This is a genomic window from Mesorhizobium sp. M2A.F.Ca.ET.046.03.2.1 (genome assembly GCF_003952425.1).
In the GTDB taxonomy this organism is placed as follows: Bacteria; Pseudomonadota; Alphaproteobacteria; order Rhizobiales; family Rhizobiaceae; genus Mesorhizobium.
In genome coordinates, this window is record NZ_CP034449.1 from 6,883,893 (window position 1) to 6,907,512 (window position 23,620).

The following is a 23,620-nucleotide window of genomic DNA, read 5'->3' on the forward strand; positions in this document are numbered from 1 at the left end:
GCGATCCTGGCGAGGTTACGGGGCGGAGATCGCCCGGAAGTCATAGGCCATCGGGCGCGCCGCCGGCGTGCCGGTGAGCGTGATCCGGATGCGGCCGACCGGATTGGCGTTGAAGTTGAGGACGTTGTATTTGCGCTCGACCCAGCCGGCATCCTGAAGCGGCGTCTGCGTCACCTGCGCCATCGCCGACCAGGCGTCGTTGGCCGCGTCGCCATGCATGGCGATGGTCGCCCCGGTCGGTATCTTCGTCTTCAGATAGGACAGGATGTCGACCCCGGAGCCCATGGTGAAGGCGCGCGTCACATAGGTGCCCGTCGTCTGCAACTCGCCCTCGATTGCAAGGATGACCGGGAACACGACAGGCGAAACCTTCGCCGAGCCGGACAGAACGGCGCGGACCTGCACATTGCCCGTGTAGAAGGACTGTAGCTCCCAGGCTTGGCCCGGGTTTAGCAGGGTGACGGAGCCGTCGTCGAGTTGCACTTCGAAATGCATGGCGGCGGCCGCGGTCGGCAGCTCGACCTCGGCGCGGATCAAGAGGTCGCTCATGTTGGCGACCGCGAAGGTGCCGACATTCACGGTCTGGGCCGCCGGAGCGAACCTGGCGGCGATGAGCTGGAAACAGACGTCCTCGTCCTGATGCGGCGTCCAGGTCACCGCGTTCGACGACGACAGCATGACGCCGACCGAATAAGGCTGCGCTGCGACCGGCTGCTGCAGGTCCGCGTCAAAGTCGCCGAGCTTCGCGGTCTTGATCGAATGATTGCCGTCATTGGTCTTGACGACGAAGGCATATTCGACGCCGGCCGGCAGCCAGATCGGGTAAGGGAAGCGTATCTCGCTCCATTGGCCGATGATCGCCTCGTGCATGTCGTAGAAGGCCTGAGCGATCACGTTGACCGTCGGAATGCCGTTGGCCACCTCGACCATTTCGAACACGATCGGGTTGGCCCGGTCGCCGATCAGGCAGACCTTCAGGTTGACGCCGGCGATGTGGCGGCCTTCCGTCAGCGTGAATGTCTGCGCCAGCGGATCGGACCGGCTGCCGCCATTGCCTCCGCCGCCGCCACCGCCGCCGGTCTCGCGTGGCGCGGTGACCGATGTCTGCTGCACCGTGGTCGTTATCACCCGGCGCAACGTCTCGATCTCGATCGTGCCCTGCCCGACGAAGATCGCGGCCGCCTTCGATCCGCCCTGCCCTTCGGCGACCAGGCCTTTCGAGCCGGCAGGCACGTTGGCAGGGATGGTGAAGTTGCCGACGATCTGCCCGGCGCCGTCGCCATGCAGGCCACCCGGGTTGACGTCGATGCCGTCGAATTCGAGCTTGGTCAGGTTCTCGCCGGCGCCGAAGCCATGGATGGTGAACTGCAGCGAAATCTGGCGCAGATAGGCCAGGGTCTCCTCGCGGGTCGAGCTCTCGATCGTCTCCTTCTTCGTCGTGGTCGTCGTGGTCGTGGTGCGGCCCGTGGTCGACCTCGACGTCGTGATGACGACCGGCGAGGACAGAGCCGCGGCGCTATCGGAGGCCCATTCCGTTGCGCTCTCGGTCCAGTAATCGACCGGCGGATTGATCGTCATCGACGCCGGCAGCGGCGTGAAGTTCTGGTAGGGATTGATCTTCGTGCAGCGTGTGGCCAGTGCCTGCTCGACCGCGACCTCTTCCGTCCAGTTGAGCATCGTCACGCCGGGCAGGTTGATCGGGTGGAACGTCGGGTCGATCGCCAGGCGCAGCAGCCCGCCGAAGACCGCGCCCGTCTGCGGTTCGCCCTCGTCGCGGTAGCGGTCGGAGGTGAACGGGTCGACGAAGACGCCGTTCTTCGAGATCGGCTCCCGGCTGTCGATGTCGCGCTGCAGCCTTTCCAGCGCGATCAGGTCCAGCGCGTCGACCAGGCTGTTATACATCCGGTCGATCTTGGCCATCGTGTAGGCGCGCACCCGCACATCCGTGACGTTCGGCGTGCTGGTCCAAACGTTCTCGATCAGCGCCAGCGGCAGCACGTCGGCCGGGACGGTCGGCGGCAGCGGGTTCGTGCGGCTCGAAACGCCCTTCAGGTAGACCGAATTGCCGTCGCTATCCATGCCGAGCACGTCGACGCGCGGCAGCTTGAAGTCATAGTCGATCTGGATTTGGCCGCCATTGACACCGCCGGCGACCGTGATCGTGGTGGCAGTGATTTCGGTCGGGACCACAATGCCAAGATAGCGATACTTGACGGTGTAGCTCGACCCTGTCGCCGGCTCGGCGCCGCCGGCCGCCCACGACACCAGATCCCCTGATTTCGAATAGTCGGCGGGGAAATTGTAAGTCGTGGCGCCCTGCTTCACCTCCAGAATTGCTGTGACGCCGGTATTGGGCAGCGCATCGGAGCCGTTTGGCGTTGCGCCGCGGACGATCGTGTCGGTCACTTCCTTCTCGACCAGGACTTCGCGGATGGTCGCGATCGGCCCGTGGTTGAGGGTCACGACGGTCGGATTGGCCCCGAAGGTGTGCACCTCAGTCGGGATGCGGAACAGATCGAAAGTCTCAAGCTCGCGATGGCGCAGCGCGGCATAGCGCGTGCGCTTCTGGCCCTTGATGTTGGCCACACCCTCGGCGATCGAGAAGACCTGGTCGGTCCCGTCCTTGCCGAGCGAGGTGACAAGACAGTCCTTGTCGCCAATGACATAGTTGCCGTTGGCGTCGAAGTCGTAGAGCGCGAGCTGCGCGTTGATGCCGGTCAGGTTGGGCGGTGGCGTCTGGTCGATCGCGACGCCGTCCTTCAGCAGATAGACCGAATAGAGGTTGCCCTCGCCGGCGTCGCCGGAGAAGCCCCAGAAGAGCGTCTTGACGATGCGGGCGGCGCCGGCCTCTCCTTCCGATGGAGCACCCGGCTCAAGACCTTTCAGCGCCGGCTCTTCAAGCTCGGTCACATAGTCCTCGATCACTCGGACGCCGATATGAACGGAACCTATCATCGGAACGGCGGTGAGCGTCGCGCCAGGCGCATCAAGTACGCGGCCGTCCACATAGAGCTTGCCAGCCGTGAGCGTGACGGTCCCGGCCTCGGCGTCCATGATGATATCCGCGCCTTCGACTCGGTCGCCATCGCGCGCGACCAGGTTGCCGATCGAGCCGATCTTCCGCTGCAGAATCTGCTGCGCCTCGAACATCTCGGCCGCCTGGCCGATCTTGCCCTCACGCGTCAGTACGCTGTCCCACAGCGGGAACGCGACCGAACGATCGAAAGCGCCGGACAGCCCTGACTTGTGCTCGTAAGCCATTTTGCCTCTGTTTTCAGAAGAAGTGCGCGCGCAAGCCGCGCGTCAGGCGATTTTCAGAATGGCGCGGAAACACTCGCGCGAAGCCTTGCCGAGAAGAGCCGGCGCGATATCGAAGCTGCCGACGATGGTGCCGCCGGCGATGGCGGCGCCAGGCAACCACATGATGCCCGCCGGATGCGCGTCGACGGGCACGCCGCCGAGCGTGACGCTCCAGGAATGGACGGTCTCGCCATCGCCCTCTGCGAAATCCATGAGGGCTTCGACGTAGATGTTCGGGCCGGGAGCAGCGGCCGCGATCCAGCCTTGCCCGCCAGCCTGGTAGTAGCCGCCGAAGAGACTGGTCACCGGCCGATAAACGCGCGCTTTGCGGAAGCCGATCGGCGAGCCGTCCTGTCGATAGACGCCGACCCAGCAGGTCTTCGCCAAAAGCGCGGTGGCGATGATCTGCGCGCGCGAGGCGGCGGCATCCGATACCCATTGCAGTCCGGGCGTGTTCCAGGGAAACGGTCCCCAACTGATCGAACCGCCCTCTACCGGCTCGATCCATGCACCAAGCGCGGTCAGTTCGGCCTCGGTCAGCTCATGGAAGCCGGCATCGAAGGTGCGGCCGAACGACCATTTGACGCCGCCGGCATGCAGAAAGACTCCGGAACTGTCGCCCCAGATGCCGTGGCCCCAGCGGGTGTAGCTCCACTCGTGCTCCCGCACGTTGTAGCCGTTCCAGGCGCGGTAGAACTCCGACCTCGCTGGGTCCGACATGCGAACGACGGCCTCGATCGTGGCAAGGTCGTCTTCGCCATCGCGGAAGCGATCAAGCTCGAGTTCGTAGAGGTGCCAGCGCGTGCGCCGCAACGGGGCCTCGTAGAAGGTCGAGAAGGCATAGTGGACCCATGTCAGGCTTTCCGCGACGCCTTGCGGCGTCCCCTTCACTCGCTGCCAGCGTAGGCCATATTCGATGACCGAGGCGAGGTCCGGCAGATATTGCGTGATGCCGCCAAGACCGTACTCGACCACCAGCCAGGGCAGGATCGATTCCTGCACAGGCGCAGTCTTGAAGCCGCGCAACTCGTCGAAGCCGGGCTGCAGCTCCGGCAGGCGGTCGAGCGATTCCGACAGCGCACACTCGAAACCCGTCGCGTTCTGCGGCAGGAGGTTCTGCCGATCCGTCACCGGTCGCGGCCCTTGTAGGTCAGAGCGACGGTGCCAAGCTTCACCGCGGCTCCGTCATCCACGATCGTGTCGGGCATCGGAGCGGTCAGCGACACCTTCTGGACGCCGGGCACCTGAAGCTTCGAGACCAGCCAGGAGCGGGTCAGATTGAAGCCGAGCCCGCCCTCGTCGGCCAGCGACTGGCGCAACAGCGCCTCCAGGCTATCGAAGACCGTCATAGGCGTCGTCGGCAGGAGCCAGATATCGGCCGCGACGTTCACCGTCGCGCTCGTGGCCGAAACGACCGTGATGCGGTCGGAAATCACCCGAACGCTGTTCTTCTGCACCTCGGCGTCGACCGCGGCGAGCAGCGCGGCGTCCGGCTCGCCGAAATTGTCGGTGGCGAGCACGGCGATGCGAATGTCGGGGCCGGTCCCGATGCGATAGACGGCGACATCCTTGACGCGAATGCTCGCCCGGAACGCCGCGCTCTTGTACCAGTCCTCGGAGCCGGCCGTCGACCGGCCGGAGATCGCGACAACGGTGCGGGCGCGAAGCCGGGCATCGGTCTCGCCGTCAAGCCGCACCACGTCGTAGAAAGCGGCGAGATGGTCGAGGTCCGCGCGGGCCGCGAAGGCCAGCAGGTTTGCCTTGACGGCATCGTTGATGGCCGCCCGGTAGAGGACCTCTCTGAATGCGCCGACCTGCAACTGGATGTTGCCCGGCTCGCCCTCGAGATCGATGATGCCGGAGACGTCGAGCCCGTAGCTCGTAGCCAGGTCGACGAAGACGGCCTTGATGGCGGCGAGAGCGTCGGCCTCCGACGTCACGGAGATCGCCTGCGGCGGCGGCAGGCCCTCGAGCGTGGAAAGGTCGAGCATCGCAATCCCGTTTGAGAAATGAGCGCGTTCTCGGGCGAAGCCCGCAAGCCCGACCGGGCGTCGCGGCCAATGCCGCGCCCGCCGGAGGGCCAGCCGCCGGCAGGCGGCGGTTCGGCCCGTGAGGCTAGGAAGAAGTTACGATCAGTTGGCCGCCGGCCTGACCTAGGCGCAGCGAGACGGTGCCGGCCGGAGTCATGTCGCCAAGATGGGCGCGCGGTCGATAGATGCCTTCGATGACCCAGTCGGAGGAGCCGGTGCGGTCGAGCGTCAGCGGCGAGATGCGCGTCGGCGTAAAGCGCGGCTCGAAGAGCAGGATCACGGCCGCGACCGACCACTGGAAACGGATGACGGTCTGCACATTCGCCAGTTCGCCCAGCAAAGCGGGCACCGGGCTGCCGACATATTCCCGCAAGACGCGCTCGAAATAGCGCGTCGTCAGCAAGATCTCGATCGCCTGGATGACGTTGTCCCAGCCGCTCTGGCGGAGACCGGTCGAGCGATCCATGCCGAACTGGGTCACCCTTCTTCGTCCTTCGGACAACGAAGAGCGGGCCCTTCCTTTGACACCTTGGCCGCACGGGGTTTGCTGGCCTCAGCCTTCGGCGAAGGCGGCGGCGCGGTCGGCTCGACGACATGCCCGCGAAGGCGCTCGTAGATAGCCTGCGACAGTGTCAAGTCGATCGACGTTCCCGCCGCGCCGAGATGCGGCGCGCGGTGCGTTATGATGAGCTGCATGAAAGCCCTCCTAGTGGTGAACGCCCAACGCTTGGTACCCCCGAGCGTGAGGCAACTCTGGGCCACAACGCCGACACAACACGCTAGGAATTAGACTCTGAGGTGGTCGTGATATGGTTCTCAGCGTTCGTCAGGTTTCGCTCTAACCCGAACGGCGACTACGCCGACCACTCCTAAAAGGACGACAAGCAAGGTAACATACCAATATTCGTACATGTAGTAGATGGCCAGAATCGCCACTGCAGCCACAATTTGTAGCAGGGATTCCATTGCGCCTCCAAGCACCCAGCATATGGGATTATTGTCGCATATCCTTGCCCTGAAGTTGCCCGTCGGACATTACTGCACCATTAACGAGACTCACACCCCAGTTCTCTGCGTTGGATGTTTTCTGCCATTCCCTGTGGGCATTCACACGCTAGGTTTTCACCACTAGTCGGCGGCAAAGACCTTCGAGGACCCCTCGACGATTGGCCAAAAGCCGGTCGAGGACCCTGACATGACGTGAACCTTGTCGCCGACGCGGGCGACCTTCTTCCCTTCGGCCGCGCCGAGGTCGACGCGCGAGGCCGACAGCTCAGCGCGATCACCGCCGCCGTCGAACAGCATGGCCGCCCCGCCGAACTTCGACAGGATCCTCGTGCCCGGGTCGGATGAAGGCGCGGCGCTCTGGTCCGAAAAGGTCATCGGTAACAGAACCGCCTGGCGCATGTCGCCATGCGACGCGACCAGCATCATCTGCTGGCCGTCCGTCGGCGGCCGCCATGATTTCTCGTCGCCGGCGATCTCCGCCCAGGGCCGCAACGGCGACAGGAATTCGCGGCCGTTGGCATCGGACAGCAGGAGCTGCGCCCGCTTAGCCTCGTGGTCGACCTTCTTCACCGTGCCGAACCGCAGATTGCCGGCAACCATGCGCTTGATCGCGGCGATATCGGCCTGAAGGCCGAGAATGACCTTCACCAGTTCCGGGTCATGCATCAGCCGGTACCGCCAAGATCCGGATCGGGCAGGATGTCTTCCGTCAGTTCGGTCTGGGCGCCGTTGATCACGGTGCCGATAGTCTCGAAATCGACGGCCTCGACGAAGGCCGGAAGCGCGTCCGGAGGCGCCACGCCCAGCATGCCGGGCACCGCTGCCGTGGTCATCAGGGTCGACTGCACCTTCTGCCAGCTCGTCAGATCGGCACCCTTGCCGAGCTCGGCGCGCATGATGGTGACCGCCGCTTGATAGTCCGCGACTGTAGAGAGCCCGGTCAGCGCCGCGTCTATGACGGCTGGCAGCGGCGCGCCGGGCGCGGGATCGCAGACCGGCTCGATCTCGATCTCGACCATGCGGATGGCATGCTTGCGGCCGCCCTCCGGATCGACACCGCGCGCGGCTTTCACCGGGCCGATCGCCGCAACGAGAGCGCGGAAGCATTCGGCGAAGGCATTGTTCGGGTCCGACAGTACGCGCCGCCATTGGCGGTCGAGCATGTCGAGCGAGAATTCAAGCCCGGCGTCGGTCGGCGCGATCTCGATCTGGCTGACGGTCTGACCATCGGTCGTCTGATAGGTGACGCTCGAGGCGACGATCAGGTCGAGCGCGAAGGTCACCGTGCCGGAGGTGACGAAGAAGCCTTCGTTCTGACCCGTGTACCTGGCCTCATCGATCCGCACCAGGACGACCGGCGTCTGCCGGTCGCTCATGATCGAAGACAAGGCCTCGATCGAGGAATCGGTAACGCCATCGGCGGCGATGGTGTTGCCGCGCAGCGCCTGGACGGCCAGCATGCGCAGCATGGCGTTCACGAGGCTCATTTCAGTTCTGTCCTTCGCTTGCCGCGGCTTCGCCGCTCGCTGCGGACGGCCGGGCAAAAGTGCCCGACGGGCGGTCGCCCTTGCCGCCTTTGGCGGATCATGCCGCAGCCTTCAAATTCGACAGATAGAACACGATCAACTCGGGAAGGTCGTCGACGACGCGCTCGATAGCGTAGATCGGCTCGGTCGGGCGGCTGGTGACTTCGCAGTGGTCGCCGGCCTTCGGCAGCCAAGCCATGTCCTCGCGCGGGATCGAGATCGTGCACAGCCGCCCGGCAAAGCGGATCGGCGCCATGCCGCGATCGTGGCCGCCCAGGAATTCGAGGTCCGGGTTGATGTCGAACCGCCCCTTGACACCGACCATGGCCGGCCGGGACGGATCATTGGCAACCGACATCTCGCCCCGAACCTTGGCGCGGATGGTGATCAGGTCACCGAGGCGGGCGCGCGTCTCATGGACAAGGCGCGAGCGGGCTGCACGAATGTCCATGAAAGGCTCCGATCTCTGGTTCTCCGCCGGCGAATATCATCGGCGAGAGTGGATTGATGAGGACCGCCCATCTCGTTGATAGCGCAGATTTGGGTGGCAAGGCGGAGGAGTACACGTATATTGACTTACGATCTGAGCGAGGCGTAGCCTGGGTAATCCTTAGGCTGAGACGATAACGTTGCGATGATAAACAGTTCCTGTAGGGTGGTAGTTTTGCATCGAAAACGCGAGCTACTATGGTATTAACTTTCTTTATAAGTGGTATTTTGATGACGGCTCTTGTCATTGCCGTTGCCGGTTATGCTCAAAATTCGTATTATAAAAGGAAATCTGCTCGCTGGCCATCTGTCGAAGCCACGGTAATAGATCGACTTTTGCGTGGATCCGATCCTCCGGATTATAATCTGCAAGTGCGGTACGAATTTAACGGGAGAATATTCCATTCGATACTGCGTGACAATTTTCATACCCTTAGTGACAAATTGAATACAGGGGACAAGCTATTTATAAAAGTCGATCCTGAGGATAATTCTATCTGCTTTGTAAGCTGATTTCCGGCCTGCCCGGCGTCCTTTGCCGCTTCTCGCGGTTTTATCCGCCTTGTAAGAGGCGAAATGGTCGTAGATCAGATGCTGCTGCACGAATGTCCTTGAGAGGCTTCCGATACAGCAGACCCGCGCCTAGCCGAGATCCATCTGGCTGGACTCGTCGGCGCGCACCAAGTCGACCTTGGTGGCCGGGCGGGCGACGCCCCTAGCGACCAAATCGTCAAGCTGCTTCTTGTCGACATCGAAGATCGTGCCGGGCGCCTTGGCCTCGATTTCGGCGCGCTTGATGGTCTTGCCTTCCGGGCTTCTCTCGCCCGGCGTCTTGCACAGGTGGACGGTGTTCAAAGCAACTGCCTTGACCATGATGCTTCTCCAATCATTTGGGTGGCGACGGGTGAGACGCTGCCGCCGCGATCAAGCGACGACGGTCGCCTTCAGGGTGGCATTCGGGTTGACCGGCACCATGAGCGGCGCCGACTGCGTGACGATCTGCTCGATCGCCACGTCACCTTCCGGGATGTAGTCGCGCGGGAAGATCGGCAGCGGCTGGAACTGGGCGTGCACGTCGACGATGGCGCTGAAGCAGCGGTAGCCCTGCACGTTCGGTCCGGTGAGGACGATATCCTTGGGCGACATGAACGGCGTGACGGAGCCGTTTACGGTGTAGTAGTCCCTGTACACCCACACCTCGATCCCGCCGCCGAGCGTGCCGCCATAACGCACCTCGCCGGTTGTCATCAGCCCGGTCTTGATCGTCAGGTCGGCATTGCCGCGGCGGGTCAGGTCCATTTCGGCGAGGATTTCGGCGTCGCGGCGCATGACGCCCCAGGCGTCGATACCGACGGTGATGCGGTTCGGCGCGCCGCCAAACTCGGCCGCGTGCATCATGTCCGCCCAGCCCTGGATGTCGTCGAGGATGGACACCCCGGCATCGCCCCACCGCGCGCCGACGCCGAGCACGACGGTGTGGCCGGCGGCGCGGCCGAAATCGACGAGGCGCTGCGGCATGTCCTTGCCTTCGATGACGACCTTGCCGTCAATGATGGCCTTGGCGGCCATCCATTCCCACAGCCTCTCAATCGCGACGCGATGATACTGCAGGATGTCGGCCTTGACCGCGTCGTAGCGCGCCTGCGGCGTCTGCGCGTTCGGTCCGAGCAAGGTGCCGGGCCGGCGGGTGAGCGCCCGCAGCGGGGAGACGGGATCGCTGGGCTTGACATAGCCCGGCTTGAAGCGCTCGACGCGCGCGCCTTCCTCATAGATGGCGCGCCCCTGCGCCATCGGCGCGACGAAGGGCGCAAGCTTGCGGCCGGCGCGCGGGATCTTCTCCAGGTCGACATATTCGTCTGTGAACGACATCTCGTTCGGGAAAAGCAGGTCGAGCCAATAGCTCGGCACGATATCCAGCTCGCGGAACACGCCAAGAAGAGTGTGCGTGTCCCAGAGTTCGTAGTGGTCGAAGTCCGCCATGGTCGTGGCCCTTATTGAAAGAGCGGCCGGGGCCGCGATTTGGTTGAATATTCGCGGTTCGCGTCAGAGCCGCTTACGGATGAGGATGTTGGTGGGCGAAGGCGCGCCCCGGAACGCGGCCTCGCGCTTTGCGTCCGTATCGAACGAGGCATCCCAGTTGAGGGCGTCCGGATTGAAGTTGCCGGCGCGGAAGATCGCGACGCGTTGCGCGGCGTTCGTGTCGACCACCGGCGCTGTCGTGACGCCGATCGCCTGCACGCCGACCTGATCGACACCGCCGACGAGCGTGGCGTTGGCAAAAGCGGTCACCGAGCCCGTCTCCGTGGTGGCGATTGCATTGCCGGCGGCGCCGGTCTGTTTGGCGACGATGCCGACGATGCCAGCGGCGTCCGACTGCGCGGTGACATCGGGATGCGGCACCGTCTGCGATCCGTAGGTGGTCCCTGCCCCGGCCCCGCCGTTGATGGCGGCGATCAGGTTGCTGGCGGTCTCCGCCGCCGTCGCGCCGATCTTGATCTGCCCGGCGACGGTCGTCGGCGCCGCCTTGAGGGTGTAGAGGGTCGCGCCGATGGTGATGGTGTCGTCGGCGGTGCCGACGCCCGAAAACACCAGCCGGCCGCTCGCCCTGCTGCCCGGCGCATAGGCAAGCGTGGCCAAGGCGAGGCTGAGCCCGGTGGCCGCGAGGCCAACGACGGAAAAGGCAGGAAGCGCCACATCAGCCGCGACTGGAAAATCCTCGGTGACCGGATGCGGAATGGCCGAATTGAAGATCTCGGCGGAAGTGAAGGTCTCGGACACGTCCCGGGCCGCCATGCCCGGCTGTGCAAAAGGAATGCTGGTCATTATCAACCCTTTGAGTGACGTTGCGGTTGGATGTTTCGGGCGTCAGGCCTGCTTGGCGGACGAGCCCGTCGAAGCGCGGTAGTTGGCCAGAATCCGGCTTGCCGCCTGCTGGGACGCCTCGGCGCCCTTTGCGGCGGGCTGCGCCAGGCCAGCAGCGGCAAGGCGCGACTTCTCATAGGCGGATGCGTCGGCCTCCCCGGCAGGCTTGGAAACCGCAACGTTCGCCGAGACGAAGGCCGCGACGTCCTCGCCGGACATGCCGGGCGATTTCCGCGCCAGGTCGAGCGCGGCGCTCATACGGGCGGCGTCGCCCTTGACGCCCTCGGCCGAGAGCGCCGAAACCAGGCGGTCGGTGACCGTCTTGGCGCCGGCTGCCTCGCCTTCGGCGCGACCCTCGGCGCGCGCGGCTTTCACCGCAGCGTCGTGGTCGGCCTTCGCAATGCCCGCATCGTCTTCGGCGGCGGGCGCGCCGCTTTTCTCGCTCATGGACGTTCTCCTTGCTTGCGAGGTGGAGCGCCCAGGGGCGCGGGTCAGGTCCGCGAGGACCGATTCGAACGAGCCGACGCGGTCGGCAATGCCGGCATCCACGGCCGCCTGGCCGATGAAGGTGCGGGCTTCCGTCTTGCGGGCGGCGGCAGCGGTGAGCCGGTTGCCGCGTCCCCTGGCGACGGTCGCCAGGAAGCTTTCGTAGAAGGCATCGACCTCGGCCTGCAGGTCCTCGCGCACCGCGTCGGACAGCGGCTCGAACGGATTGCCGTCGACCTTGTGGGCGCCGGCGTGGATAAGCGTCGGCGTGATGCCTTCCCGGTCCAGTTGCCGGCTGAAATCGGCATGCAGCAGCACGACGCCGATCGAGCCGGATATGCCGGTTTCCGTGGTGACGATCTCGGTCGCGCCCGCGCCGATGGCGTACATGGCCGATGCCGCCATCCCGTTGACGACGGCGACGGTGCGCTTACTTGCGGCCAGATCGCGAACCAGCGCGGCCGTTTCGAAAGCACCGACGGCCTCGCCGCCCGGCGAATGCATGTCGAGAACGACCGATCTGACGGCCGGATCCGCTGCCGCCGATTTGAGCTGGTAGGCGATGCCTTCATAGGACGTCAGGCCCGAGCTTGAGCCCACCCATGCGCCGCGGTTCACCAGGGAGCCGGTGATGGTGATGATGCCGACACCTTCGGACGTCACACGATACGGCACGGCACGGCGCGCGCCGTCCTCGTCCTCGACGACGGATGAGCCCTCGAAGCGCGAGGCCCCGGGTGCATTGATGCCGATGCGGCCCGCCAGAACCGACAGGATGACCTCGGCCTTGTCGCGCGTGATCAGGAGCGGCCGGTTCAGCACCCGGTCGGCAATGTGGATCAGCGATGTCATGACGACCTCAGCAGGTGAAGCGGATGCGCTTCGCATAGCGGCTGCGCTGACCGCTCCTGGCCGAGCAGGCGGCCGCGAGGCGCATCAATTCAGCATCGAGTGCCTTGATGTTCGCGCCGGTGAAGCGAAACTGCTCACGCGTTACCGGGGACTGAATCGACAGTTCCTCGACATGCTCTCCGGCGAGCGCGCGCAGTTTGACCGCATAGAGCGCCTGATAGAGCGCGCAAGGATCATCCTGGTCGACCTCGACACCATTGATGGTGACCAAGGCCGGCATCACGCATCTTCCTTTTTCTTTGGCGCGGCCGGGATGACGTCATCCTTCGGGTCGCCGGCGTTGCGAACGAAGGGCGACGGCATGCCTTCGGCGAGATAGCGCTTGTGCCAGTAGAGCCGGCGCTCGAAGACCTCCTCGGCGTCGACGCCGATCTCGGCGCATTCCATGTCCGGCGTCGAGGTGCCGTTGAGCAGCCGCTCGGTCGCGGCCTTGGCGCTCTTCTGGTCGTCGGCGGTGGCCTTGGCCGGCCCCTGCCAGTTGGCCCACAGCACCTTGTCGCGATTGGCCCTGAAGCCCTCGTAGCCGCCTTTGAACGGCAGGCGGCCGGTGCCGATCAGCTCGTCGACGAGATGCTCGTAAGCAAGCTGGCAGATGGGTGCTGCGATACGCTCGCGGCGGCGGGTGACCACCGGATGCAGCGAAGCGCCCTCCATTCGGGTCGACGAATAGGTCGCGCCCTCATAGTTCATGGTGTAGCTGGCGACGCTGATACCGATCGCGCGAGCCATGCCGCGCTGCAGCTCGGTCGACACCGGCAGGAACTGCGGCCCCGGAATGCCGGTCGACATCAATTCCAGCTTCTCGCCCGGCGCCAGAACAATTTCGGATCGGTGCCGACGGAAATTTCGCTTTCGGCCGCCTTGTCCATGACGGCGAGGAAATAGTCGCGGAACTCGTCGCGGAGCGCCTTGCCGTCCTGGCTCTCGCCGAGCGCTTCCAGCCCCTCGAAGGCTTCGGCCGACGGCCTCTCGCTGGTCAGGACCTGGGCGAAGACGGTCTGCAGGATGCCGGTCTGGATCGTGACATCGACCAGGGTTTCCCATTGCAGATATTCGCGAAACGCCGTCACCAGGCGCGAGATGCCGCGAACGTCGTTGCTGTCCACCGGATCGAAGACATGGGCGACCATCTGGCGCCCTTCGCCGTCATGGGCCGCATGGTCGCGCTTGACGACGATGCCGGTTTCCTTTTCGGCGAGGCGATAGGCGATCGGGCGCCCGTTCGGGTCATGGATGACGCCTTGGTAGAGACCCTCGATCTCGCTGGTGTCCTGGACCAGCGCCGTTGGCGTGGTCAGGCACATCTTGGTTCCGGACGCGATGCCGTAGCGGCGGCGTTCGGGGACGGACATGTAGTCCATCAGCGCCAAGGCTTCGCCGTAGACGACGTCGTGGCGCAACGCGACATCGACCTTCTGCGGCACGATGAACTTGCCCTTGAGGTCGCACTCGCGCGCGTTCCAGGCCCATTGCTTCCACGCGGCTTTCAGCAGCTTGATGAACGCGTCCGTCTCCTGCTTGTCGTAGCCGAGCGCCGACAGGTCGGGCGCGGGGCTGAGGATCAGCTCGACACCGACCGTGTCGGCGATGACCTGATCGACGGCGCCGCGCAGCCGGCCGGAATTCTGGATGATGTCCATCGCCAGCCCGGCGGCCCGCCGCCAGGCGATACGCACCTCGTCGCGATGGTCGCGCAGCGCCGTGCCGCGCGTCGACAGAATCCTCGATCGGGTGTCGCGCAGATATCCGGCCTGCGGGGACGGGCGCGAAGCGGACGCGCCTCCCCTGCCGAATATCCTGTCCAGCAACTTCATCCGCGGTTCTTCCATTTCTGGCGACGGGCTTGCGAGGCCTCGTCATTCCTCGTCTCGACCGGCGCCGTCGATACGGGTCCAGCCACGCGCAAGCCATTGAGCAGGTCGGGCTCGGGCGTCGGCTGCAGCCGCTGCCGCAAGGCCGACCAGTCGTCCGCCCGCTTGGTGGAGAGCCCGAGCATTTCAGCCATGGCCATCGCGTAGACATGGGCGTCGAGGCAGTGATTGTCCGGCCGCAGCCGCTTCCATTCCTCATGGAACTTGCCGCGCACGACCTCGGCGACAAACGCCTCGGCCGTGAGCTGCAGGAAATATTCCTTCGGCAGGAAATCGCCGAAATGCACATAGCCGGGCGGGTCAGCCGGTTCGCCCGAGCGCATGCCCAGCTTGTGCAGGTTTGCGAACAGCTCCGCCTTCAGGCCCCAGGTGCCGACAGGCCACAGCATGGCGCTGCCGAAGCGTTTGCGCTTGCCGCGCTTGGTGACCGACTTCTTCGCCGGAACGCTGATCGCCGGCACGCCGCGGCCGCCGACGCCTTTAACAGCGTAGGCATTGGCGCGGCGGCGGCACCACTCCAGCACCTGGTTGGTGCGGCCGCCGTCGCCGCCGTCCACCGCGAGAGCCTCGATCCGACGCCGGCCGCCAAAGGCGTCGTCGAGCGGCTTGGCGAAGAACTCGTCGAGCTTTGTCCAGGCACCCTCGCCAGGATTGTCGGTCGTGCCTTCGAAGAAGCGCACGCCCAGCATCCAGCTCTGCCGGTCCTCGCCGAAGGCGACGACGACGGCCCAGATGCCATTGTGCTGTACGTCGGCGCCGGCGACCAGGATGAGGCCATCCGCCGGAACCCTCATTTCGGCGAAGGGCTCGCGACGCTCCATCAGCCGCTCATATTCCGGCGCGTTGCCCTTCACCTTGGCGGGAAGGCCGTAAACCAGATTGAAGATGCCCTTTTCGCCGAGCCCGCCGGGCTTGGCCTGATTGAGAATGTCTTCCGCGATCGCCTCGTAGCTCATCATCAGCGAGATGAAGGCGTCGACGTGGAAGCCGGGATGCCGGTCGGGACCGGTGAGCGTCGCGACGTAGCGTCCGTTGCGGACGCCGATGACACGCTCCGTCTCGCTGACGATATGTCCGCAATGCGGGCAGACATAGAAGCTCTTGTGCGGATGCTGCCTGTCGAGGTGGAAACCGTCATGCGACTGGACGAACTCGCCTTTGCATTCGACGCAGGCGATGTTCCAGAAACGCTGGTCGGAGCGCTTGAAAGAGCGGTCGATGCGGCAGTGCCCCTGCGCGTCGCCGAGCTCGTCGCCTGTGTCGATCTCTGGCGTCGACAATTCGAAGATCTTGTAGGACTTCGTGCGCCGGAAGGCCGTGAAGCGGCCGAAGAACAGGGTCTCCGGATCGTCGCCCGTGACATGGGTCTGCCACTTCGAGACCTCGTCCTTGACGCCGTAGCGCGTCGTCTTGCCCGAAAGGTCCGTCGCCACGTTGGCGTTGGCCAGCATCAGCGAACCCCCGGCGAAGCGCTTCTCGTAGATCGTGGACCCCGCGCCGGATCGGCTGACCGCGGGAAAGATGACTTGCTTGCCGGTTTCCTTCTGCCAGACCTCGATAAGCGGCTGCAGCTTCTGGCTGTTCATGTCCTGCAGGAAGTCGATCGACGGCAGGCCGTAGATTGTGTTGTCCGGCGCGGTGTCGGCGATGTAGAGCGCCCAGGCCAGAGCGAGGATCGACACGCCGGTCTGCTGCGACTTGCGCACTGTAACTAGATTGCAGGGATGCTCGATGCTGAGGCAGTCGGCGATCTCGCCGAGATATGGCGCGTCGTCGAGCGCCCAGAATTCTCCTTTCTTTGGCCCGTCGACCAGGATGATGTTCTTCGGCAGCCACTCGCGAAAACGTGCCGGCGGCCGCGGCCTGATCGCATCCGCTAGCGCCGAGCCGGCCAGGCGCAGGGCTCCCGGATGGCCGAGGCCAATGTGGATGCTCAAAGCTCTTCGTCCTCGAGCGCCTCGTCGTGCTCGGCCGCTTGCGTAACGATGCCCGCGAGGCGATCCGCGATCTCGGTGTTGAGGTCGAAAGCGATCTGGCGAAGCAGAACGCGCAGGCCGTGCGAACCCTCGCGTGAAACGGCCAGCGCCATATCATCGGCCTTGTTCTGCAGGCGGGCGATGCTCGACTGGATCTCTCGGCCGCAGACCGTCAGGGCCTCACGCATGCGGTCGGCGCGCACGAGTTGGCCGATATGCTCCTGCCGGCGCAGTTTCTCGCGCCCGACCTTCAGCCAGGCTTCCTGCCGAAGCGCCTCATCGCGCGACGTGCTGGAATTGACCGGCGGAGCCGATGGCGCATCCTTGCGCGCAGCTGCGATCTTCTCGGAACTCGCGAACTCGCCGCGGTAATGGTCATAGTGCGCCAAGGAGAAGCGCATGATGCGGTCGCGCGCATCGCGCTCGACAGGAAGGTCGTGCTCCTCAACCAGGCGCCGCACGAGCTTGGTGACGGCCTGTTTCGTCACGCCATCCCGCGCCGCCACGTCCGCCGGCGTCGCCATCACAGTCTCTTCAGGCGGCATTCAGACAACTTCCTTCAAGCCGCTGACAACCCTGACAACCCAACTTTTCCACTGGTGCGACTGGCAAAAACCCAGGGGCCGGTCTGCCCGTCTCTGGTCGAGGGGTGGCGTACGGTCCCTAATGTCTGCGGGTCGGTTCCGGTCGCCGGTCCGGTCAGTCGAAGAAGCCGGGGAGCATGAAGGTGATCTCGTGCATCACCCTCGGCGGCAGCTCGCGATTGGCGAATTCGGTGAATTCCTGGGCGGTGTCGCCTTTGAGCATTTCGGCGGGGATGATCACGCCTGAGTCGACGAACGAGACCGGCCGGCCCCACCTGGTTGATGATCGGTCAGGCGCATAGACGTGACCGCCCAGGCCTTTGGCAGTAACGCGATTTGGAAAGCGGCCACCCTTCGTGAAATCACCGGTGAACAGCCGGCGCTTGCTGAAGGGCGAGGCGCTCACCCCTGCCCGCGTCTCGCGCGGCTTGAAGTATTTGAGCGAGACGTCGCCGCCCTGCGTGCGCATGACATAGGCGAGCTTGCCGTAGGTGGGGCGCTCGACCTTGATGGCCCTGCGGATGGTGCGATAGGGCAGCCCGGTTTGCTTGGACAGCGCGCGTGTCAGCCTGGTGCGCAGCCTGTCGCCGACGTGGTTGACGGCGCGGCGCAGGACTTCGCTGCGCTGCAGGTCGCTCAGGCGGCCAAGCGCGTTATCCAGCCGCTTCAGCCCAGACAAATCGGCCCACCTGATCTCCAGCAGGCCGGCCACGCTCGCGCTCCGAAATGAAAAGCCCCGGTCGCGAGGAGCGCCGGGGCCAGTTCTTTTTACCGTGTTCAGGGTAGGTCAAGTTTCTGACGCGCGTCAACGGACAGAGGCAGTTTTTTTCACGTGGCCTGCGGCGGCCCTGTCAGCCAGCCAGACGCCCGGCCTGTCCGCATCCAGCCAAGGCGTCATCGAGCGATCGGAAAACACCAGCCGATGCGCGGTCAGCTGCGTGTCAAGCTCGCCCTCCAGCCGGCGCAGCGTCGCGACCCAGATCTGATAATCGAGCCTGCCCATGATGTCGCCGCCCGGGTCGGTGGAGAATTCGTATTTCCGGTAGGCGCCGCTGACCGGCCGCTTGGCGCGTTCGTCATAGCCATGCACCTCGATGTCGAAAGTCTGGCCGTTCTCGTCGGTCACCCGCTTCATGACGAACCAGGCCGGCCGACCGGCACGTTCAGCCAATCGGATCTTCGACGGCTCTGCCGTCCAGTCCGGCTCGCGGCCGAGGATCGCGGTGCCGACGACCAGCGAAACAATCCCCTCGCCGCGCTGCTCGCGTGACCGTCTGCCGTAGCGGTCGACTGCCCTCGCCACATGGAGTTCGGCCAGGCCCTGCGTATCGGGCCAATCGGCCAAAGCATTCCACCCGGCCGGGATCACGACCTCGCACCCGGCCAGCGCTGCGACTTCACGGCCCACGGTTACCGCATCCTCATGCGGCTCGCCCTGCTCGAGCCAGAAATTCTCGTAGTCCTTGCGGCCGCCGTCGATCAGCGCGCCAAGCTCGCCAAAGCCGGTGATCTTGCCCCAGGAAGAGGCCTGCAAGGAACGCCAGGCCGAATGCGGATTGTCCAGCCCTTCCACACCGCCGCCCTTCGGCAATTCATGCACGAAGGCCCAGGTCAGCAGCTCATCAATCGTTACCGTCTTCATGTCTTCTTCCTGCAGCAGTTCGCGATGGTTTTGAGAGAGTCAGGCAGTAGTCAGAGCAAAGCTCGAAGCGAGCGATTCCAGAGGGTTGGGCGTGGACGCGACACCAGCGACAGTTTTTTGGAGCCATTGCATAATGCTCCGTTGCCCCTCGCCCCGCTCTTCGCCCATTACGTGCGTTGAAACTGGTGCAGACTGCCGCAAGCTTTTGTTTTTGTTTCCCTTATCGCCGTTAACCGGGGTATCGCGCCGTGTCGCGAACTCCCGCGACTGCCGCCACCGCGCGGGCTCTCTGTCGTCCCGGAGGGGTACGGGGCTCATCGCACCTCCTGGTCGGGTACGCGCGACGCCGGCACGTCGACCAGGCGCACGCCGCGGTAGACGACGATGCGCCCATCCACCCGCTCGTATTTCTTCTTCATGATCAGCCCGAACGCGGTCAGCGAGATCGGCTTGCCGCCCTCGTCGACGGTGAAGTCGACATAGGCCTGGTAGAACTGCTTGGCGGTCAGCTCGGCCGCCGGATCGGGCACCACGCAGCGCGCGCAAAAAGCTGATGTGCGGTCCATCTCGTCGCGATACTCCTGCGTCTTCAGCCGCACGGCGTCGGGGATGACAAGCCCCTCGCGAAGGAAGATCAGCACGCCTTCGATCAGCCAGTTCAGGATGCCCGGATATTCCGGCACGAATTCCGAGACCACCTCCTCGAACTCGCGCTGGTCCGCCTCGGCGATTATCTTCGACCAGTGGATGACGGCCATGCGCCGCCAGATGCCGTTGTCCGTGCCCGAGATGCGCGGATAGCCGTTGCCCGACATATGGCCGGTGAAGACCGGCCGGAAATCGAAATAGCCCTCGAACAGGTCGCGCACGGTGAAATGCTCGCCGCCGGTCAGATCCTTGACCAGGTTCTCGCGCAGATCCTCGCCCTCAGGCAGTTCCTTCACGCGTAGGAAACGCCGGCCATAGAGCCGCGCCATATCGGGATTGGCCGCACCGCCGGCCTTGCCTTCGCCGATGAAGGACTCCGAAGGCAGCGTGACCGACACCTCGCCCAGCAGCCGGCAAAGCGTTTCCATGTAGACGGATTTGCCGTTGGCGCCCTTGCCGTAGTGGAAGAACAGCTTTTGAACCGTCAGCCCGACCAGCCCCAGGCCTGATGCCACCTGCACCATGCGGCGCACGGCGTCGATCGGCAGCTTGTCGCGTACGAACTCGTCCCATTTCGGGCATGTCGCTTGCGCGTCGTATTCCACCGGCACGCGCTGCGTAATCATGTCCTGGCGTCGATGCCCTTCCACGACTTTCAGCTCGGCATCGGGCACTTCGATGAATTCGGGCACGTCCTCGCGATTGTCGTCGGGATCGTCATAGGCAGGATTGCGCACACGCTTGCGGGTACGGCGAAAGCAGAGCGTGTGGCTTGCCAGCGCAACCTTCAGCGGGTCGGCATTGAACTCGTCGGGGCCGCGCTGGATGTGCGGCGCAGCGCAGGCAAGCATGGCTTCGAGCTTGGCCTTGTTCTTCGACGACACGGCATGGGTCATTCGCCGGCTGACCCGCCGGGCGACATTCGCCTGCGCGGCTTCCGCCAGCTTCGCCAGCCGCTTCTGCGCGGGCGTCCGCTCTTCCTCGGCGATCTTGCAGGCCTTCAGCCCGCTCTCGATCGCATGCCGTTCCGCCTCGGTCGGCTCGATGAAATCGACCTCGAGTGCGATGCGGCCGCCGACATTCTGGGCGATCGCCAAGGCACGGGGCTCGCCAGTCTCGATATCCCAATGCGTACCGGTCCAGACTGCAAAGGCTGCCCGCCTGGCCTTGGATTGCGCGCGCACTAAAAGGTCCTCGCCGAAATGGGCGAGTAGCCTTTCGGCGTTGTCCGTGTCGGAATGGTCGAGGCCGGCGCAATGGCGCACGATATTGCAGTCGACCTGGCTCAAATCCTTCGGCGCGGTGCCGGGCTCGCCATCCTCGTCATCACCTGCACCAGTCACGCCATCACCGGAAAGGGGTGCGGGGTCGCCATAGGCGGCCGCCTGGCGCTGGGCTTCCTTGAGCACGGCCGCGACCTCGTCGGGCATGCCAGTCTTCTTCTTTTTTGCCACTCAGGTCCCCGCTTCGGCTTCCGCCGCCATTTTTGAAAAATCGTAGCCAGAACGCGGCCAGATGATCGGGATCAGCCTCTGCAGCTCACCTTCGGGCCGCTGATGCCGCTTGCGTGCCCGGGCCATCGCGGCCGCCGTCATCACCCGCTCGGAATCGCCGTCGGCGAGCAGCACGAGCTCGTCGACATGGTCGCCGACCCACATCGCATCGTCCGGCGCTTGGTCGATCTTTGGTTTCGAGCCCGCGATCATCACCGGGCGCATCACGCCTCTGACGTCGGGTTTCTTCAGCGTCGGGTGCATGAAACGCGACGAGGCCTCGGCCGGGCCTGACAGGTTGCCGAGATCGCCGGCGGCGAAATAGAAGCTGTCGTCGCGCCAGCCCTCCCATTCGCCGAAGGCGACGCCGTTCTCGATCCCCTCGCCGCCGACCCAGCGATGCGCTTCCGGATGTCCGGCGATCGGGATCAGCGCGCCCTTCTTCGAGCCGCGCATCTTCTTGGTTGCGAGCTGCTCGTAGAGGCCGGCGGAGAGATCGTCGGCCGATGGTGCCGGATCGCCGAATGCCCACGGCACGAGCCCGGCTTTCTCCCCTTCCTTGGTCAGCCCATACAGGATCGGTCGATACTTCGGCGCACGGTCGAGGTCGATCCAGGTGATGTGGCAGCCGATCAGCTCGAAGCCGGGGCCGATGAAGGGCGCTACCATCGCCGGACCGGAATAGAGCGCGATCGGAGCGCCGCGCTCGTCCTGGCCGTGCCAGTAGGTGACGTCGGACCCGACGCGCAGCCAGGTGGCATCCGGATAGCCGGCGCAGCGCCGGCCGAGATAGAAGCGGCCGAACGACAACGATGACGTGCGCAGCGGCGCCAGCGGCCGATAGATGCCGCGCGCCTTGTTGCGTTCCTTCTCGCGGAAATCAGCCTGGCTGTCCGCCCGGGTCGCGGCATCGGCTTGGTTCTGCCGCCGGCGCAGCTCGATCCGCGCCAGCCTTTGGTTTCGTTCTTCCGCGCTTTCCTGTTCCGCCTCGTCGGGTACCGGCTGGCCAAGCACGATCGAGCAGGCTTCGAGGAAATGCGCGCGACGATGCGGATCCAGCCCCTCGCAATGCGCCGCCATGCCGATGCCGTCATTGCCGCCGACGCCGCCGGCGCGGCAGTTCCATTTGTTCTTGGCGGTGTTGAAGGCGAAGGTGTCGGTGCCGCCACAATGCGGGCATGGCTGCGGGTGTTCGTGTCGCCTCCCGCTGAACTTCAGACCGAGCCTCTTGGCTGCATCGTCGATCGATACAGCACGGGCGTCTTCGACGAAGAGAGCGACTGGATCGTGCATCATTTCCGCCCCCGTTCTGGGAACGTCTTGACGCTATCGGCCGCCATCCCGATATCTTCCTCACAGCGCCGCGGGCGCCCTTCGACAACTCGGGAATTTTTGCTCTCTGGCCGCCTTGAAGCGGCCGGGCGGAGGAAGCTATGGCTGACCGCTTTGACCCACCGCTTCTGGTGGACGATGAATTCGGGCCTAGAGAAATCTGCTGCGCGATGGACGCGATCGAATTTCTTGAGGAATGGCCGATTCAACGCCGTTGCAAGCTGCACCGTTGCGCTACCGAAGCGTGTTGCGCTGCCTATGACGGACGCACATCTGTTGGTGATGCCAGAGCTGCCTTCGAAAGCTGGGCGAGGATGGCGCATATCGCGGTAACGCGACAACTCGAGGCCGTCCGGAAAGGTGGGATCTTCGAGATCTGCTGAGCGGATCAAAGCAGCGTCTCCTCGATCATCTCGGATCCTGACCGATCCCCTCGCCGCCGCGCACGAACACCCGTTGATCGCTCAACAACCCTCGCACCTGTTGCGCGGACAGGCCCAGCCGAGCCGTTACCTGGCCCATGCTCTGACCCATCTCGAACAGCAGCCGAACGCCCTCGGCCTGCATGGGCAGCGCCAGGCGGAACAGCTTGCGCGGGCAGATGCCCTCCGGCCTGCCAAAGATTGCTGGCATCTCAGACATCGACCGACCTTTCCGTTTCAGTGCTCTTCCCGTGAAACATTTCGGCAATCTCCGGCCTCGGCACGGCCGGTGGCGGCAGGTAGAAGGCGCGGAAGGAAAGCCTCAGCCAGTCGCACACGGCGATGACCTTGGGCGCCGAGGCAGTCTGGCCATTGCAGATCCGGGAAAGGTCGGGGGCGCTTACCCCGATGTCGGCCGCGCAGGCACGCCAGCCGCGGCCGTCTTCATTGAGTTTCGCCCGCAACAGCTTGCCCAATTCGCGATAGTCATAGGCAGCGAGCCTGACCATGCCTGACCTCCTTTTTGAGAAACAGCGCCGGCTCCTCGCCGATCCAGGCGCAGAGCGCGAGAAACTCGTCGGCGCCCGGATCGCGGCCGCGCGCCGCGCGAAACACTGCGTCGACCTCGACATCGGCTTCCCGCGCCACCCGCGTCGGCGACTTGCCGCGATGGATGCGCCGCGCTTCCAGGAAAAGCGCGAAGAGCGTGAAATCGACTGGCGCATTCCGGCTTTCCCGGCCATTTGCCGGCACTTTGATCGAGGAGGCGCGGCTCATCGCGGCGCCTCCTCGCCGCTGCCGGTCCCGGCTTGGGAGGATGCGGGACCGGCAAGGATATCGGGACCGAACAGGTCGGGCCGCTGTGCATGGCGCGAGATGCCGGTGGCGCGCTCGATGTCGAGCACGCGTTCGGCCGGCACCCGCTTCCACGAGTAGAAGGCCTGGTGGCGGATACCCAGATGCGAGGCGAGCGCGCCCAATCCGCCAACCTTGGCGGCTGCGATTCTGACGATTTCGATCATGGCATCATGGTAGGTAT

At 64.7% G+C, this 23,620-nt stretch carries 27 protein-coding genes; 1 reads left to right on the plus strand and 26 read right to left on the minus strand.

Going from position 1 to position 23,620, the window contains the following annotated elements:
- Positions 1–15: 15 nt before the first annotated feature.
- The 22 genes from EJ072_RS33080 to EJ072_RS33180 form a co-directional block, all read right to left on the minus strand.
- A complete protein-coding gene (locus EJ072_RS33080; protein ID WP_126082999.1) occupies positions 16–3,261 on the minus strand; it encodes a DUF4815 domain-containing protein in 3,246 nt (1,081 codons plus the stop codon).
- Between the two features lie 42 nt (positions 3,262–3,303).
- Entirely contained in the window at positions 3,304–4,431 is a 1,128-nt protein-coding gene (locus EJ072_RS33085) for a phage tail protein (RefSeq protein ID WP_126083000.1), read from the minus strand.
- The gene (locus tag EJ072_RS33090; RefSeq protein WP_126083001.1) at positions 4,428–5,291 is read right to left on the minus strand and encodes a baseplate J/gp47 family protein; all 864 of its coding nucleotides are present in this window, start codon (positions 5,289–5,291) and stop codon (positions 4,428–4,430) included. The genes EJ072_RS33085 and EJ072_RS33090 overlap by 4 nt, the downstream gene beginning before the upstream one ends.
- Before the next feature lie 124 nt (positions 5,292–5,415).
- Positions 5,416–5,811: a GPW/gp25 family protein gene (locus EJ072_RS33095; protein ID WP_126083002.1), complete on the minus strand. Its 396-nt coding sequence runs from the start codon at positions 5,809–5,811 to the stop codon at positions 5,416–5,418.
- A complete protein-coding gene (locus EJ072_RS33100; RefSeq protein WP_126083003.1) occupies positions 5,808–6,026 on the minus strand; it encodes a hypothetical protein in 219 nt (72 codons plus the stop codon). The genes EJ072_RS33095 and EJ072_RS33100 overlap by 4 nt, the downstream gene beginning before the upstream one ends.
- Positions 6,027–6,146: 120 nt before the next feature.
- Complete coding sequence (locus tag EJ072_RS36245) at positions 6,147–6,296, minus strand: hypothetical protein (RefSeq protein ID WP_189343148.1); 150 nt, start codon at positions 6,294–6,296, stop codon at positions 6,147–6,149.
- A gap of 162 nt (positions 6,297–6,458) precedes the next feature.
- On the minus strand, positions 6,459–7,004 hold the full coding sequence (locus EJ072_RS36250; protein WP_189343149.1) for a phage baseplate assembly protein V: 546 nt from the start codon (positions 7,002–7,004) through the stop codon (positions 6,459–6,461).
- Positions 7,004–7,825, minus strand: coding sequence for a hypothetical protein (locus EJ072_RS35750; protein ID WP_149998629.1), 822 nt, complete (start codon positions 7,823–7,825; stop codon positions 7,004–7,006). The genes EJ072_RS36250 and EJ072_RS35750 overlap by 1 nt, the downstream gene beginning before the upstream one ends.
- 97 nt (positions 7,826–7,922) lie before the next feature.
- Entirely contained in the window at positions 7,923–8,315 is a 393-nt protein-coding gene (locus tag EJ072_RS33110; protein ID WP_126083004.1) for a hypothetical protein, read from the minus strand.
- Positions 8,316–8,995: 680 nt separating this feature from the next.
- Positions 8,996–9,226 (minus strand): hypothetical protein, encoded by a 231-nt coding sequence (locus tag EJ072_RS33120; protein WP_126083006.1) that lies wholly within the window; start codon positions 9,224–9,226, stop codon positions 8,996–8,998.
- Between the two features lie 51 nt (positions 9,227–9,277).
- Positions 9,278–10,333: a major capsid protein gene (locus EJ072_RS33125; protein ID WP_126083007.1), complete on the minus strand. Its 1,056-nt coding sequence runs from the start codon at positions 10,331–10,333 to the stop codon at positions 9,278–9,280.
- A gap of 63 nt (positions 10,334–10,396) precedes the next feature.
- Positions 10,397–11,176: a hypothetical protein gene (locus EJ072_RS33130; protein WP_126083008.1), complete on the minus strand. Its 780-nt coding sequence runs from the start codon at positions 11,174–11,176 to the stop codon at positions 10,397–10,399.
- Between the two features lie 42 nt (positions 11,177–11,218).
- On the minus strand, positions 11,219–12,553 hold the full coding sequence (locus EJ072_RS33135; RefSeq protein WP_126083009.1) for a S49 family peptidase: 1,335 nt from the start codon (positions 12,551–12,553) through the stop codon (positions 11,219–11,221).
- A gap of 7 nt (positions 12,554–12,560) precedes the next feature.
- Positions 12,561–12,833: a hypothetical protein gene (locus EJ072_RS33140; RefSeq protein ID WP_126083010.1), complete on the minus strand. Its 273-nt coding sequence runs from the start codon at positions 12,831–12,833 to the stop codon at positions 12,561–12,563.
- Positions 12,833–13,402 carry a phage portal protein gene (locus EJ072_RS37425; RefSeq protein WP_126083011.1) on the minus strand — a complete coding sequence of 190 codons (570 nt, stop codon included), beginning with the start codon at positions 13,400–13,402 and terminating at the stop codon, positions 12,833–12,835. The genes EJ072_RS33140 and EJ072_RS37425 overlap by 1 nt, the downstream gene beginning before the upstream one ends.
- Complete coding sequence (locus EJ072_RS37430) at positions 13,402–14,427, minus strand: phage portal protein (protein ID WP_189343151.1); 1,026 nt, start codon at positions 14,425–14,427, stop codon at positions 13,402–13,404. The genes EJ072_RS37425 and EJ072_RS37430 overlap by 1 nt, the downstream gene beginning before the upstream one ends.
- Positions 14,424–16,421 (minus strand): terminase gpA endonuclease subunit, encoded by a 1,998-nt coding sequence (locus EJ072_RS33155; protein WP_245467081.1) that lies wholly within the window; start codon positions 16,419–16,421, stop codon positions 14,424–14,426. Before EJ072_RS33155 ends, EJ072_RS37430 begins: the two co-directional genes overlap by 4 nt.
- Positions 16,418–17,005 (minus strand): hypothetical protein, encoded by a 588-nt coding sequence (locus EJ072_RS33160; RefSeq protein WP_126083013.1) that lies wholly within the window; start codon positions 17,003–17,005, stop codon positions 16,418–16,420. Before EJ072_RS33160 ends, EJ072_RS33155 begins: the two co-directional genes overlap by 4 nt.
- Before the next feature lie 154 nt (positions 17,006–17,159).
- Positions 17,160–17,756, minus strand: a complete 597-nt coding sequence (locus EJ072_RS33165; protein WP_210211616.1) for a phage tail protein — start codon at positions 17,754–17,756, stop codon at positions 17,160–17,162.
- Between the two features lie 93 nt (positions 17,757–17,849).
- Positions 17,850–18,686, minus strand: a complete 837-nt coding sequence (locus EJ072_RS33170) for a hypothetical protein (protein ID WP_126083014.1) — start codon at positions 18,684–18,686, stop codon at positions 17,850–17,852.
- A 314-nt stretch (positions 18,687–19,000) separates the two neighbouring features.
- On the minus strand, positions 19,001–20,764 hold the full coding sequence (locus EJ072_RS33175; protein WP_126083015.1) for a phage/plasmid primase, P4 family: 1,764 nt from the start codon (positions 20,762–20,764) through the stop codon (positions 19,001–19,003).
- 24 nt (positions 20,765–20,788) lie between these two features.
- Positions 20,789–22,123 (minus strand): P4 alpha zinc-binding domain-containing protein, encoded by a 1,335-nt coding sequence (locus EJ072_RS33180; protein WP_126083016.1) that lies wholly within the window; start codon positions 22,121–22,123, stop codon positions 20,789–20,791.
- Positions 22,124–22,260: 137 nt separating this feature from the next.
- On the opposite strand from EJ072_RS33180, the gene EJ072_RS33185 reads away from it, so the two are divergent.
- Positions 22,261–22,542: a DUF982 domain-containing protein gene (locus EJ072_RS33185; RefSeq protein ID WP_126083017.1), complete on the plus strand. Its 282-nt coding sequence runs from the start codon at positions 22,261–22,263 to the stop codon at positions 22,540–22,542.
- 25 nt (positions 22,543–22,567) lie between these two features.
- On the opposite strand, the gene EJ072_RS33190 is transcribed toward EJ072_RS33185, so the two are convergent.
- The 4 genes from EJ072_RS33190 to EJ072_RS33205 are packed head-to-tail and all read right to left on the minus strand — an operon-like array spanning position 22,568 to position 23,603.
- Positions 22,568–22,801 carry a hypothetical protein gene (locus EJ072_RS33190; RefSeq protein ID WP_126083018.1) on the minus strand — a complete coding sequence of 78 codons (234 nt, stop codon included), beginning with the start codon at positions 22,799–22,801 and terminating at the stop codon, positions 22,568–22,570.
- Positions 22,794–23,090, minus strand: a complete 297-nt coding sequence (locus EJ072_RS33195; protein ID WP_126083019.1) for a hypothetical protein — start codon at positions 23,088–23,090, stop codon at positions 22,794–22,796. The genes EJ072_RS33190 and EJ072_RS33195 overlap by 8 nt, the downstream gene beginning before the upstream one ends.
- Positions 23,068–23,358, minus strand: coding sequence for a hypothetical protein (locus tag EJ072_RS33200; protein ID WP_041005524.1), 291 nt, complete (start codon positions 23,356–23,358; stop codon positions 23,068–23,070). Before EJ072_RS33200 ends, EJ072_RS33195 begins: the two co-directional genes overlap by 23 nt.
- Entirely contained in the window at positions 23,355–23,603 is a 249-nt protein-coding gene (locus tag EJ072_RS33205; RefSeq protein ID WP_126083020.1) for a Cro/CI family transcriptional regulator, read from the minus strand. Before EJ072_RS33205 ends, EJ072_RS33200 begins: the two co-directional genes overlap by 4 nt.
- Between the last annotated feature and the right edge of the window lie 17 nt (positions 23,604–23,620).